The organism is Methylocella sp. (genome assembly GCA_037200525.1).
Lineage (GTDB): Bacteria > Pseudomonadota > Alphaproteobacteria > Rhizobiales > Beijerinckiaceae > Methylocapsa.
In genome coordinates this window covers 1,900,429-1,914,046 of sequence record JBBCGG010000001.1, presented here as the reverse complement: position 1 = coordinate 1,914,046, position 13,618 = coordinate 1,900,429, and the positions used below count along the sequence as shown (strand labels likewise).

General features: G+C 59.1%; 9 protein-coding genes. 6 read left to right on the top strand and 3 right to left on the bottom strand.

Annotated features, from left to right (window positions below; translation table 11 throughout):
* Positions 1 to 19 precede the first annotated feature (19 nt).
* From lnt to WDN46_09215, 4 genes are all read left to right on the top strand, one after another.
* Positions 20 to 1,684 carry an apolipoprotein N-acyltransferase gene (gene lnt, locus WDN46_09230; GenBank protein MEJ0093603.1) on the top strand — a complete coding sequence of 555 codons (1,665 nt, stop codon included), beginning with the start codon at positions 20 to 22 and terminating at the stop codon, positions 1,682 to 1,684.
* Positions 1,685 to 1,853: 169 nt separating this feature from the next.
* Positions 1,854 to 2,345 (top strand): helix-turn-helix transcriptional regulator, encoded by a 492-nt coding sequence (locus WDN46_09225; GenBank protein ID MEJ0093602.1) that lies wholly within the window; start codon positions 1,854 to 1,856, stop codon positions 2,343 to 2,345.
* A 171-nt stretch (positions 2,346 to 2,516) separates the two neighbouring features.
* Positions 2,517 to 3,713, top strand: a complete 1,197-nt coding sequence (metK, locus tag WDN46_09220) for a methionine adenosyltransferase (protein ID MEJ0093601.1) — start codon at positions 2,517 to 2,519, stop codon at positions 3,711 to 3,713.
* A gap of 743 nt (positions 3,714 to 4,456) precedes the next feature.
* Entirely contained in the window at positions 4,457 to 6,595 is a 2,139-nt protein-coding gene (locus tag WDN46_09215) for a TonB-dependent receptor (GenBank protein MEJ0093600.1), read from the top strand.
* A 185-nt stretch (positions 6,596 to 6,780) separates the two neighbouring features.
* Here the strand turns inward: WDN46_09215 and WDN46_09210 are convergent, their stop codons facing one another.
* From WDN46_09210 to WDN46_09200, 3 genes are all read right to left on the bottom strand, one after another.
* Positions 6,781 to 7,695, bottom strand: a complete 915-nt coding sequence (locus WDN46_09210) for a glycosyltransferase family 9 protein (GenBank protein ID MEJ0093599.1) — start codon at positions 7,693 to 7,695, stop codon at positions 6,781 to 6,783.
* A gap of 149 nt (positions 7,696 to 7,844) precedes the next feature.
* Positions 7,845 to 8,111, bottom strand: coding sequence for a hypothetical protein (locus tag WDN46_09205; GenBank protein ID MEJ0093598.1), 267 nt, complete (start codon positions 8,109 to 8,111; stop codon positions 7,845 to 7,847).
* 157 nt (positions 8,112 to 8,268) lie between these two features.
* Positions 8,269 to 9,318, bottom strand: a complete 1,050-nt coding sequence (locus tag WDN46_09200) for a hypothetical protein (GenBank protein ID MEJ0093597.1) — start codon at positions 9,316 to 9,318, stop codon at positions 8,269 to 8,271.
* A 528-nt stretch (positions 9,319 to 9,846) separates the two neighbouring features.
* Between WDN46_09200 and WDN46_09195 the strand changes: the two genes are divergently transcribed.
* Positions 9,847 to 12,363 (top strand): response regulator, encoded by a 2,517-nt coding sequence (locus WDN46_09195; protein ID MEJ0093596.1) that lies wholly within the window; start codon positions 9,847 to 9,849, stop codon positions 12,361 to 12,363.
* Between the two features lie 176 nt (positions 12,364 to 12,539).
* Positions 12,540 to 13,616, top strand: coding sequence for a recombinase RecA (recA, locus tag WDN46_09190; protein MEJ0093595.1), 1,077 nt, complete (start codon positions 12,540 to 12,542; stop codon positions 13,614 to 13,616).
* Positions 13,617 to 13,618 lie beyond the last annotated feature (2 nt).

Here is a 13,618-nt window from a genome sequence, read left to right as displayed (position 1 = left end):
TATGTTCGCGCTCGGCGCAATGATCATCAGCGCCACCGGCTGGCGCCGCCGCCTGATCGCCTTTGCGGCGGGAGCCGTCGGAGCGCTTACCCAGGCGCCGTATAATTTTCTTCCCGCGATGGTGATCCCGATGACCGTCGCCATCTGGCTCATCGATGGCTCGGCCGAACCCAACCGGAAAGCGGTCGCCCCGCGCGCCTCTTGGCGCAATTGGCGTTCCTGGAGCCCTTGGCTCGGCTTGCCGCCGGCGGCGCGGCGCGCGTTTGCCGTCGGTTGGTGGTGGGGCTTTGGCTATTTCGTCGCCGGCCTATGGTGGATCGGGTCGGCATTTCTCGTTGAGGCCGACGAGTTCGCCTGGGCGTTGCCGCTCGGCGTATTGGGACTTCCGGCGGCGCTGGCCCTCTACCAAGGGCTCGGCTTCATGCTGGCCCGCCTCATCTGGACGCGCGGCCCCTCACGCATTTTTGCGTTCGCCGCAGCGCTGAGCTTCACCGAATGGCTGCGCGGACACCTTCTGACGGGGTTTCCGATCAATGTTTTCGGCATGGCGCTCGGCGACAATCTCGTCACGGCACAACTCGCCTCCCTCGTCGGCCTTTATGGCTTGACGGTTCTCGCGATCGCTCTATTCGCTGCGCCTGCAACCCTTTCGATCAAGCCTTTGTCCTGGCGCGCGTGGATGCCCACTCTGATGGCTTTGCTCGCCTTGGCGGCGATTTCCGGTTTCGGCGCCTTGCGCTTGCATCAAGCAAAAGACGACGCCGTCCCCGGCATCGCCTTGCGCATCATGCAGCCCAATTTGGGACAGGACGATAAATTCAGCCCGGAATACAGAAATGCGATCCTCGCCCATTACCTAAGTCTTTCGGCGCTCGATCCCGATCCTGATTCGACGGACGAAACAGTTCTGATCTGGCCGGAATCCGCGTTTCCCTTCATTTTATCGCGCGATGCGGAGGCGCTGGCGCAAATCGGCGCCGCCTTGCCGCTGGGCTCGGTTCTCGTCACTGGCGCCGCGCGAGCCGAGGAGAGTCTCGCAACCCTCTTCAAAAGTTTCGGCTTGCCGTCATCGCAATTGGTCCGCCCAAAATATTTCAATTCGGTCCAGGTCATCGACAGCAGCGGAATCATCATCGATACTTATGATAAGGTCCACCTCGTGCCTTTCGGGGAGTATTTACCCCTTCAATCCATTCTGCAGCGATTCGGTCTGCACCATTTCGTTCATGTTCCCGGCGGCTTCGAAGCGGGCCTCAAACGAAAGATGCTGACCGTGCCGGGATTGCCCCCGGTTGCGACTCTGATTTGCTATGAAGCGATTTTTCCTGGCGAAGTCCTGCCTGAAGACGGAGGCGGCGTGCGGCCCGGCCTTCTGCTCAATGTGACCAATGACGGCTGGTTCGGTCTAACCGCGGGCCCTTATCAGCATTTCGCACAGTCGCGATTGCGCGCCATCGAGGAGGGATTGCCGCTGATTCGGGCGGCGAACACGGGAATTTCCGCCATCGTTGATCCTTACGGACGGATTTTGGCGCAGTTGCCGCTCGGCGTCGAAGGGGTGCTGAATGGCCCGCTGCCGCAAAGGATTGCTGAGCCGCTTTTTTCACAATTTCCCTTCGCCAGCCCGTTTATGTTGTGGCTGGCGACCCTTTGCCTTGCGTTGGCCGGCAGAGCCCGCGTTTGACAATAAATATTAAGTGTCTTCTATTTATTTTTGCTTTTCGTCACAACCACCGGGCATTCTATCGCAATCCGCGCATATCTTCGTGCGCCCACCGAAACGGTTGTGGCGTTGAATGTTTCGCTTCTGGTGTAGAACCCAAAATGTTCTACCTTGTAGAGAAAGTTTGGCTATGACCGATCAGAGTTCGACAATGGACAAGGTGAAAAAGATACCCAATCCGATTGACCGGCATGTCGGCAGCCGCGTCCGCATGCGCCGGGTCATTCTGGGCATGAGCCAGGAAAAATTGGGCGAGGCTTTGGGCCTCACGTTTCAGCAGGTTCAGAAATACGAAAAAGGGGCCAATCGCATCGGCGCGAGTCGACTGCAGCAGATCTCGCGCACGCTCGACGTGCCGCCGGCGTTTTTCTTCGAAGGGGCGCCATCCTTTGAGATCGCGGGCAGCAATGCGCCGAGCCATAATGGGGTCGCCGAAGATTCGCATTCGACCTATGTCGCCGATTTCCTGTCCACGGCCGAGGGGCTGCATCTCAATATGGCCTTCGCCCGGATCCATGACGTGAAGATCCGTAAACGGATCATAGACCTCGTCTCCGCTCTCGCTGGCGAGGAAGCCGGCGTTGAGATGACCGCGCGCCATGCTGTTGATGAGGATGCATAGTCCAATTTCGTCCGGCTTAACGGCCGAATTCGTTCCTACGAACGAAAAGACCTAAATCGCTTGACAAAACGAACGCCATGCTGAAATTTCCGGCGAGTCGCAGGCCGTCTTGCGCAACCGTGCGCTAGGTGGCCGATGGCGACGACCTTTCTGCTCAACCGGAGACAGCCGATGGCTCGTCAGAATTACCTTTTTACCAGCGAGTCAGTCGCCGAAGGTCATCCCGACAAGGTATGCGACCGCATTTCAGACGAGGTGGTCGATCTTTTCTTTCGCGAAGGGGCCAAAAGCGGCGTCAATCCCTATCAGATCCGCGTCGGTTGCGAGACTTTGGCGACGACCAATCGAGTTGTGATCGCCGGCGAAGTGCGCGGCCCCGCCATCGAGGCGGCGGCGATCGAAGCTGCGGCGAGAGCGGCGATCAAAAACATCGGCTATGAGCAAGACGGCTTTCACTGGCGCAACGCCAAGGTCGATGTATTGCTGCACGCCCAATCCGCCGATATCGCGCAGGGCGTCGACGCGGGCGCCGGCAATGACGAGGGGGCCGGCGATCAAGGGATCATGTTCGGCTACGCCTGCCGCGAAACCCCGACTTTCATGCCAGCGCCGCTCTATTATTCCCATAAGATCCTCGAGGTTCTTGCGAACTACCGCAAAAGCGGCAAAGGCGACGGAGCAAAGCTCGGTCCCGACGCGAAAAGCCAAGTGACGGTCCGATATGTCGATGGCAAGCCGGTCGGCGTGACGCAAATCGTTCTGTCGACGCAACACCTCGACGCCAATCTGAGTTCAAACGACGTTCGCAGCATCGTCGAGCCGCATATCCGCGCGACTTTGCCGGAAGGCTGGATCACCAAGGACACGATCTGGCACGTCAATCCCACAGGCAAGTTCGTGATCGGAGGCCCCGACGGCGACACCGGTCTGACCGGGCGCAAAATCATCGTCGATACTTACGGCGGAGCGGCACCGCACGGCGGCGGCGCGTTTTCCGGCAAGGATCCGACCAAAGTCGACCGTTCGGCCGCCTATGCCGCGCGCTATCTTGCAAAGAATGTCGTCGCCGCTGGCCTGGCCGATCGGTGCACCATTCAGCTCTCCTACGCGATCGGCGTCGCCGAGCCGCTATCGATTTACGTCGATACCCACGGCACTGGGCAGGTCGCTGAAGACAAGCTGGAGGTCGCGCTGAGCCGAAGCATGCGGCTGTCGTCGCGCGGCATTCGGGAACATCTGCAGCTTAACCGGCCGATCTATGCGCGCACCGCGGCTTACGGCCATTTCGGCCGCGAGCCCGACGCCGATGGCGGATTCTCCTGGGAGCAGACCGATCTCGGCGACAAAATCAAAGCCCATCTCGGCTAGACATCGATCCTTCGGTCATCGAAGAACTCTATAGCTAATTCCGGGTAGCCCCGTCGCGCGACATCTTCTCCGCGACGGCGCTCCTTGCGTCCGCGCAAACTCCGCAAGCGGCGGATAGCGGAGTCTCCGCGCTATAACCGCCCTGCAGATCCACCTCGCTCGAGCGAGGAAGCACCGCCGCGCCAAAGCTGCGTGAGCGCGCTTTAAGCCTTTTCCAAAACTGTACCCACATCTTTGATCGCTATTGCGGCGCGGGCGGCAATCGCGCGCCGATTACTATTGCAGCAGCAATCTACACATCTTCGTGAGAGCTAAGCGTCCGGCATGCCTTGGCGCGGGGGCGCCTAGAAGCATCATATACGTTCTTATCTATTGAACCATCTATAAATGAATCCTCATTATTTAATTAGTCTAAAACAATAAATCAGAAGACGCTTAGAATAAGTATAATATAAGCCAAGTTGACGCTTTATGGCTGTAACTGGTAGACACCCTCCATCTGATCCCTGGACTGTAACGTATAGATTTGCGTACAGATCCCTATTGGGCGGGTGCATATAATGTATTCTTCGTCAAAATACCAAAAATATAATTATATTTCCTCTTTTATGAAGCTATTCCATTCGGAGTTTATGGAATCAACTCATAGTTACGACAATAACAATATAGCACTTACATCATCAGCTTATTTATCGAAGCGCTCGTCGCGTTTGCGAAGCGAAATCTATACCGCGCCGCTTCTGTTGGGTATCGCGTTTGCCAGCATTGTCGGCATCGCTGGCGCGCATGCGCAAGACGCCGGCGGACAAGACGCTGGCGCGCTGGCGCTGCCGGAAGTGAACGTCGAAGGCGCAAACGCCGCCGGAGCCGCCGTTGAATCTTTGCCAATGCTTGTGCAGGTTCCAAAGGTGGCGTTGACCGGGACGAAGGTCGAGGATTTGCCGCTCAGCATTAAAGTTGTGCCGAGCGAACTGATTAGCGAACAAGGCGGCACACATCTGGCGGACGTCGTCCAGGACGTCAGCGGCCTTAGCACGGGCGGCGCGGATTCGCATGGATTCTTCGACCGCTTTCTTATCCGCGGTCTGGATGCGCGAATTTACACCGACGGGTTCACAGACGGCGACCAACTCAACGGCATTCCGCATTCGCTGAATGGCGTTCAAAGCGTCGAGGTGCTGAAAGGTCCTGGCTCCGCCCTGCTCGGCAGCGGCCCTCCCGGCGGCACCATCAACATTACGCATTTTGCGCCAGCGTCCACTCTGGCTTACGGGGCCGGCGTTCAGTATGGCTCTTACAACACGCTCTCATCGAACTATTGGGCGACGGGTCCAACCAGCATCTCCGGCCTCGATTTTCGCATCGATGGACTGGTGCAGCATTCCAGCGGATTTCGGAGCCTAAAGAGCGGCGACTATGAAGTCCGCCCAGTGCTGCGTTGGGATATCAATGATCACGTCATCACCTTTGTCGTGGACGCGCGCCGCCTCGAAAACACGCCCGATCCTTACGGCCTGCTCTATTTCCATGGCGCCCCTATCAGCATTGCGCGCAACACGAAATATTCGACGCCGTTCAACTTTGCGCAGCAGAACCTCGTGCGCGTAGAATTGAGCGATGTCTGGACCGTCAATGATTTTCTCACGATAAACAACCGGTTCTCGTACCTGCACCGCGCCTCGCAGATCTTGCGCAATGGCGACAGCGGGACGATTGTCGGCGTCGCAGACACAGGGCGCTCGCTTCGCCTGCAATATGATGCCTCCGATGACTTCGACTATACTTTGGAGCCCGTTTGGAGATTTCATACTGCAAGCGTCGGGCATACGCTTGTGACAGGCTTCGAAGCGCAACATGAGAGCCTATTCACCAATCAATCCGACGCCAACCTGCCAAACATCGAAAATATCTTCGCCCCGATCATTCCGGAAACCTCGACCGGCAATTTGAACTTTATTCGCACCGCGACAAAGGGCGAAATCGACAGTCTCAAGGCGACCTATCTCGGCGCTTACGCTACCGATCAAATCGACGTAACGGACCAACTCAAACTTCGGTTGAGCGGCCGCCAGAACTGGTGGAGCACGACTCTGACGCCCGATATTTTCATCCCGGGCCGCATTTTCGAGGGCTCTCAGGTGTTTCTGCCGGGGGTAAATTACGGGCGAGCCGATTCGCCATTCGATTGGAGCGCCGGCATTCTTTATAAGGTTCTTCCCGGCGTCTCTCCCTATTTTGGCGTCGCGCGCAGTCATTTGGCCAACTTCACCTCCGAGGCCACGACAGCGGCCATCCAAGCCCCGGAATCGGCGCTACAGTATGAACTGGGCGTGAAGCTGAACACTCCAGACAACCGCCTGAATTTCACCCTAGCGGCGTTCAACGTCGATCGCCAAAACGTCTTCACCCTGGTCAACGACGAACCAACATTCGGCTCTCAATTTACGCACGGCCTTGAAGCTGATCTTGAACTCCACGTTACGCCGGAATGGAAGTTCCTCGCCAACGGCACGCTGCAGCAGGCGGTTCTGACGGATAATCCGTCAGCGCCGACAGCGGTCGGCAAAGTGCCGATCGGCGTTCCAGCGAAGATCTTTAACCTGTGGACCACCTACGACTTCGAGGTTTCCGGAATCAGAGGCTTCACCGTCAGCGCCGGACTGAATTACAAGGGCAAGATTTTTGGCGACCAGCTTAATACCGACATGGTGCCGGCATATACGATCTTCGACGCCAATCTCACCTACACGCAACCGAAGTGGGATGTGGCGATCGGTATAAAGAACATCGCCAACACGCTTTATTTTATCGCCGCCAACGGAGCCGGCGCCTTCGTCGGCGATCCGCGCACCGTATACGTCAAGGCGGACGTGCGCTTCTGATCCTTTGCGAGAGAACCAAAACGTAGCCTCGCCATTGGTTCGAATGTCCAGCTGGCGTCGGCCGCACATTCGCGCAAGATCTCGAACAGAGAGGAGGATCGGCAAGCAGTCGCGGCGCGGCTCTCAGGAACTCGAGCAAGGCGTTAGCGGAACGCATTGGTTGTTGGTTCGCGCGTCGGGGGCGATCAACTCCGATGGACCGGTTTGATTTTTGTCTCCGCCATTGCCACGGCCTCCTCCAGCGCACTCGTAAGCCACGCAAAATCGCCGCCGTGAGGGAACCAGGCCGCGCGGACGCCCTCGATGTCTTCGTCAACGCGCGCAAATTCGAGGGCCGGCGGAAGGCTTGAGGCCTGCAGATAGACGGCGTGACACAACGGATAGTCGCGCGCGCGCCATTCCGGCCGATGGGTCGTGAAGAAAGCCAAGCATGGTACGGAAAAGGCATCCGCTAAATGCACCATGCCGGTGTCTGTGGTCACGATGAGACCTGCCGAGGCGACGAGACCACATAATCCGGCGAGCGAGGATTCTCTAGGCAACGCTGACTGGCTCAGCACCATCCGGCCGCTGCGGGATTGCAGCCATGCCATCGTCGCGTCATGGATTGCCGTCGGCATCCGGCGTAATTCCATGGATGCTGTCGGGCATACCAGCACATAGCCGGAGGCGGCTGCGTCCTGGCGACGCTGCGCTCGAGGCGCGAGCCATGAATTGCGCTTGCGGCCGGATTCCACCTCGGCCGGATCGAGCCCGAGCCGGCTAAGAAAAAAATCTATCATGGCGACGCCGCGAAAACTCGGATCGAAGGCGAAGTCGCGCAGATCTATGACCCGTGAGAAATCCGCGGCCGCGGCGGGCGGCGGTCCAGGCGTCTCATCGGCCCAGGGCAAAGTTCGCACGGCGGCGAAATCTCTGGCCGCGTAATAGAGCTCCGGGATTAACGTCGATGAGTCGGGAAGGCGGAATAAGACGGGATGAGGCGGAATGACGCCAGCCTCGATCGCCAACTTCAGGGCCTGCAACCCGATGACGCTGTCGCCTAAACTCCGACCGAAGCCATTGAGAATGGCGACATCGGAATGATTGAAGGATTTCATGGCTGGATTCCGTTGATCTCTGTCTTGGAGGCGCCAACCCGGAGCCGCGCGTGAAAACCAGGGCGATGTCGTCAATCTCCAGCGGCGATGCTTTGTTTGTTTGGCCGTTTAGCGTCGCGCGGCGTCGCTGCCCTGGAGACCAAGAAACGTCAGCAGTTATTGCAGATCCGAATTTCCAGGCTTTTGTATAGATCGTCGATGGAGCGGGGAAGAAGCGTTGATGGCGCGCCCGCAGAAACCAGCGGCAGCGAGACTGTCGCGCCTGTGTGAGCCAGGTAGTCTTGGCTCAAAAGAGCTTTGGCGATCGTCGCATCGGCAGTCGAGCCTGGGGCGTCCACAAGGCGCGTGTTGGCGTGGGTCGGGGCGCTCGCAATGACGACCGCAGCAAACGGCGCCAAAAGGCTGATTTTGGTCAAGGCTTTCCTCTCCGGCTCCTGAGGCGGAAAGGCTAGATGGGCCGCATTTCAACGCAATTACGCCGCACGCAAGATGCGTTGCAACCATAACATTATCGCCGAAAAAGCAAGCGGCTCGGCGATGACTTTCGGGCGTGAAAACCGACCGGGGGATCGCTTATGCCCCCGGTCCCCGGCCAAGAAGTTTGGCCATTTCCTCTTCCAATGAATCAAAAGGATCAGGCGGCGACGGCTCGACAGGCGTTTGCGCAGATGTCGGCGCAGTCGTTTGAGAAGGCGCTGTCGTCTCAGCGGCCAAAGACGGGGGCGAAGGCTCGGCGTCGGGTCGCGTCTGCGCTTCCGTTGGCGCAGGCAGAGCAGACGCGGCCGGCTCGGGCGCAGGCGCTGCGGGCGCGGCGGCCGGCGGTTCGGAGACCACAGGCGCCGCAGGCACTGCCGGCAGCGAAGCCGGCTTTAAAAATGACTCCGCCAATTGACGCGGCGGCGACGGCCGCAGGAAAGGCGTGGCTAGCGGCGCGCGCGGAAAAGCGCTCGAAGGATTAGCTCCAGCTTCGCTCTTTACGGAGGGCTCGGGGCGTCCGATCGGCTCGCGCGGCGCTGGCGTGCGCTGCGGCGTCATTGGCTGCGCCGCGCGGCGCGGCGGCATCGGAAAAGCCGGGGGCCGGGGCGGCGGCGACGCTATGGGCGCCAGCGGCGGCTGATCGGCGACCCTCACTGAGGGTTCGAGCTCAGGTTCTGGCGCGAGCGCCGGGGGCGGCGGCGTTCTGCGCGCCGGTTGCGGCTGGCTCAAAGCAGCCCGGGAGGAGGGGGCCTCGATTTCGGAAGGCCACGAAATGGCGGCGGGCGCTTGCGGCGCCTCCCTCTGATCTTTCTCGCGAATCTCTTTGTCGCGACTCCTGTTGTCGCGAGCTTCCGCCCGAATGATCTCCGACTCGATGACGAGGTCGTTCGGACCGCCGATCATCAAGAGATGCTCGACATTGTCGCGCCGAATGATCACAAGTTGGCGCTGCCGATCGAGATCGAACGCGTCGACAATGCCAAGCCGAGGCAACCTCGCCCTGCCGCCTCCCGGCATTCGCAGCTTGCGTCCGAAGGCTATGCGAAAAATCAGTAAAAGCAGCGCCACCGCGACAAGCAGGGCGATTATCGCAACGGCGAACATCAAAGTCTTGTTCTCGAAAATCTTGTCGCTTAGGGCGAGCATCAGCGCGACTCACTCGAAGATATCGGACGACGATCCGCATCGTAACCAGATCGACTATGCGGGAGCGACGAAAAGATCAAGACAAACCATTGAAAATCCCGACGCTTGCGTCAAGCGCCGCCAGGGTTTCAAATCCCTCGCGTCGGGACTTTATTACTTGGAAAGGTAAAATTAAGAATCCGATCGCCAGAAAGGGCCGCGATTGCGTCACAACCAAGCTCAAGGATCGCCAAGGCGCCTCGCGCAAGGATTGCGCATGCAGTAGACCATTATTGGGGGAAATCTTCAGGATGCGATTGCAAAGCCAGGTTTTGGACCGCATCGTCGCTGAGGCGGTCAGGGGCCAACAGCGTTCTGGCGTTCGGAATTCGCAACGCGTTTGATCGCGTCTTCGCCTTGGCGTCCTGCAAAGCCTCGGCATCCTGCGGGATTTGCGCCCGAACTCGCGCGGATCAAGACAAATTCAATTAAGTTCTGCCAGTTTGCGTCGAACATTATTGACGCTTCGCTTACGCCGGATAAACATTTATGAGCGACCAGCCGATTTCCGCCGCGGTCGACCGCACCGAACGCTCGGGCAGCCCCGTTCTGGTCTTGCTTTTCGCCCTGTTTCTGGGCGCAGCCGCCGCCATTTTCTCTTTTTTACCCAAGGATGAGGCGGCAAGTCTCGTCATGGGTTTGCTCGCCCTGCTGGCCATCGTCGGCATTTTTGCCCTCTTCGCCTTCGCCGTCGGCATCCTTCAGTTTTCCGGCCAAGCCTCAAAGAACGACATCACAAAACTGGTATGCGACAATAATCCGGAGGGATTGGTCGCAACCGACGCGGCAGGCAAGATCATTTACGCCAATGAAAGCTATATGAATCTGTCCGGAGCCCGCAATCCGGCGGATCTGCGCGCGGTGGAGCGGCTCTTTTCCGGCGCCCCTGACGTCTCCGAGGCCATCTACCGGCTGGCGCAAGCCGCGCGCGATGGCAAGCCGACCGTCGAAGAAGTGCGTTTAAGTCCGCCGCTCAGCGGCGAGGGACGCGTCGGCTGGTACAAGATCAAGGTGCGGCCCCTGCCCTTCGCGAAGACGAAGCGCGCCAACCTCTGGACCGTCGCCGACGTAACCAGGGAACGCGAGAGGCAGGAAAACGTCTTTCAGGAGCTGCAGCACGCCATCGATTTCCTCGATTATGCGCCAGCGGGCTTTTTTTCCTGCGACCGCAATGGCGGCGTGTCTTACATGAACGCGACCCTTGCGGCCTGGCTCGATTACGACCTCGCCCAAGTTGGCTCCGGCGGACTCGAATTGACCGATTTTGTGGCCGGCGACGGGGCCTCGCTGCTCGCCTCGATCGCCGGCGGCTCCGGCGAGGTTCGCACCGAGCAATTCGACATCGACTTGAAACGCCGCAACGGCCAAAGCCTGCCGGTTCGCCTGCTCCATCGCGTCGCTTTCGGCCATGACGGCGCGGCTGGCCCTTCGCGCACCCTCGTTCTCAATCGCGCGCCGGGCGAGGAACCGGCGGAAGATCTGCGCGCCGCCGAGGTTCGCTTCGCGCGGGTTTTCAACTCGACGCCGATGGCGATCGCCAGTCTCGACAACGCCGGACGCATAACGCGCTCCAACGCCGCATTCGCCCGACTCATGCCCGAAGCGTTGAAGTCAGCCGATGGCGGGGCCAGCCGCTCGATCTATGCCGGCATCCTCGAGCGCGACCGCGGCGCGCTTGAAACGGCATTGGCCGCCGCCGCCCAATCGAAAACCGACATCGCTCCCGTCGACGCCGGGCTCGAGGGCGAAGGCGACCGGTCGGCTCGCCTCTTCATCTCCGCATCGGAAGAACGCGATGGCGGCGGCGCGACTATCTACGCTCTCGACACGACCGAGCAACGCACATTGCAGCACAATTTCGCGCAATCGCAGAAAATGCAGGCGATCGGACAGCTCGCCGGCGGCGTCGCGCATGATTTCAACAATGTCCTGACCGCGATCATCGGCTATTCGGATCTACTCCTCGCCAATCACCGGCCAACCGACCCCTCGTTCCGCGACATCATGCAGATCAAGCAGAACGCCAATCGCGCCGCCGGGCTGGTGCGCCAGCTGCTCGCTTTTTCACGCCGTCAGACCCTGCGGCCGCAAATCCTGCAGCTCGGCGACGTTCTCTCCGATCTGCAAATTCTGATGCGCCGGCTAGTCGGCGAAAAGATCGACCTCGACTTGCGCCACGGCCGCGATCTCTGGCTGGTCAAAGCCGATATCAATCAGCTTGAACAAGTCATGATAAATTTGATCGTCAACGCGCGCGACGCCATGCCGGACGGGGGCAAGATTTTGTTGCGCACCCGCAACGTGACGCCGGACGAATGCCCGGAGTTTGAAGAGAAGTCGCTCATCGCCGCAGACTACGTCGCAATCGAAGTCGAAGACTTCGGCCATGGCATCCCCCCGGCGGTGAAAGATAAGATCTTCGAGCCGTTTTTTACGACCAAAGAGGTCGGCAAAGGCACCGGCCTTGGCCTCTCGATGGTCTATGGGATTGTGAAACAGACGGGGGGATATGTCTTTTGCGCCAGCGTCGTCGGCAAAGGAACGACCTTCACGGTGCTGCTGCCGCGTTATATCGCCGACGCCAATGACGCGCCGCCTCCCGTCGAACCAGTGAAGGCGGCCGCCGCCGATCTCACCGGCCATGGCACGATCTTGCTTGTCGAAGACGAAGAGGCCGTCAGAGCCTTCGCCGCGCGCGCCCTCGCCTCGCGCGGCTATAGCGTGCTGCAGGCGGCGTCGGGCGTTGAGGCGCTTGAGATCGTCGAACAGAATCAAGGAAAAATCGATCTCGTCGTCTCCGACGTGGTGATGCCGGAAATGGACGGCCCGACCATGTTCGGCGAATTGCGCAAACGCGGCGTCAAGGCGAAAGTTATTTTTGTGTCAGGCTACGCTGAGGACGCTTTTGCAAAAAATCTCCCCGAAGGCGAGGACTTCGCCTTTTTGCCAAAGCCGTTTTCCCTGAAGCAATTGATCGAGGCGGTCAAAGGCGCCGCTCGCAGTTAAAGATGAAGCTCTCGTCTCGCTACCTATCCCTACTCGTTGCGATCGAAAAAATTCTTCCACCGCCTTAACTAAGAACAAATAATGAACTTGGCTAATGAGAACAAATCAGGTACATTTGACCGCAACGCAGATCACATTGCGCTCCGCGCCAAGGCTGTGCCAGAAGGATGAATCAAATGAGTCAAGCGAATCTCCGCCTCGTAGAAGGAACGTCCGTGGACAAGACCAAGGCCCTTGACGCCGCCCTGTCGCAGATTGAACGCGCCTTTGGCAAAGGCTCGATCATGCGGCTCGGCAAGAATCAGAAAGCCGTCGAGATCGAGACGGTGCCAACTGGATCGCTTGGCCTTGACATCGCCCTCGGCGTCGGCGGACTGCCGCGCGGACGAGTCGTCGAAATCTACGGTCCCGAATCGTCCGGAAAGACGACCCTGACTTTGCATGTCATCGCCGAAGCCCAGAAGAAGGGCGGCGTCTGCGCCTTCATAGACGCGGAACATGCGCTGGATACGATTTATGCGCGAAAGCTCGGCGTCAACCTCGAGGATCTTCTGGTCTCGCAGCCAGATACCGGCGAACAGGCTTTGGAGATCACCGACACGCTGGTGCGCTCCGGGGCCGTCGATGTGCTGGTCATCGATTCTGTGGCGGCGCTGACTCCCCGCGCGGAAATCGAAGGCGAGATGGGCGACAGCCAGCCCGGCCTTCAGGCGCGGCTCATGAGCCAAGCTCTGCGCAAGCTCACCGCATCGATTTCGCGCTCTCACACCATGGTCATTTTCATCAACCAGATCAGGATGAAAATCGGCGTCATGTATGGCAGCCCGGAGACGACGACAGGCGGCAATGCATTGAAATTCTACGCGTCCGTGCGGCTCGACATCCGCCGCATCGGCTCGATCAAGGACCACGACGAGGTCACCGGCAATCAGACGCGCGTAAAAGTCGTCAAGAACAAGGTCGCGCCGCCGTTCAAGCAGGTCGAATTCGACATCATGTATGGCGAAGGCATATCGAAAATCGGCGAACTGATCGATCTTGGCGTCAAAGCCGGCGTCGTCGAAAAATCAGGGGCCTGGTTCTCTTATGACAGCCAACGCCTCGGCCAAGGCCGCGAGAATTCCAAGAATTTCCTAAAAGCCAACCCGTTGATAGCGGATAAGATCGAGCTCGCCATTCGCGAAAACTCCGGCGTGATCACAGATAAAATTCTCGACGTCGCTGACGCCGCCGACGAAGAGGCTGGAGAGTAGCT

What these genes read in the sequence shown, in the direction of transcription:
- lnt (MEJ0093603.1), top strand. Translation starts at nt 20, where the DNA reads ATGATCATCAGCGCCACCGGCTGGCGCCGCCGCCTGATCGCCTTTGCG.
- WDN46_09225 (MEJ0093602.1), top strand. Translation starts at nt 1,854, where the DNA reads ATGACCGATCAGAGTTCGACAATGGACAAGGTGAAAAAGATACCCAAT.
- metK (MEJ0093601.1), top strand. Translation starts at nt 2,517, where the DNA reads ATGGCTCGTCAGAATTACCTTTTTACCAGCGAGTCAGTCGCCGAAGGT.
- WDN46_09210 (MEJ0093599.1), bottom strand. Translation starts at nt 7,695, where the DNA reads ATGAAATCCTTCAATCATTCCGATGTCGCCATTCTCAATGGCTTCGGT.
- WDN46_09200 (MEJ0093597.1), bottom strand. Translation starts at nt 9,318, where the DNA reads ATGCTCGCCCTAAGCGACAAGATTTTCGAGAACAAGACTTTGATGTTC.
- WDN46_09195 (MEJ0093596.1), top strand. Translation starts at nt 9,847, where the DNA reads ATGAGCGACCAGCCGATTTCCGCCGCGGTCGACCGCACCGAACGCTCG.
- recA (MEJ0093595.1), top strand. Translation starts at nt 12,540, where the DNA reads ATGAGTCAAGCGAATCTCCGCCTCGTAGAAGGAACGTCCGTGGACAAG.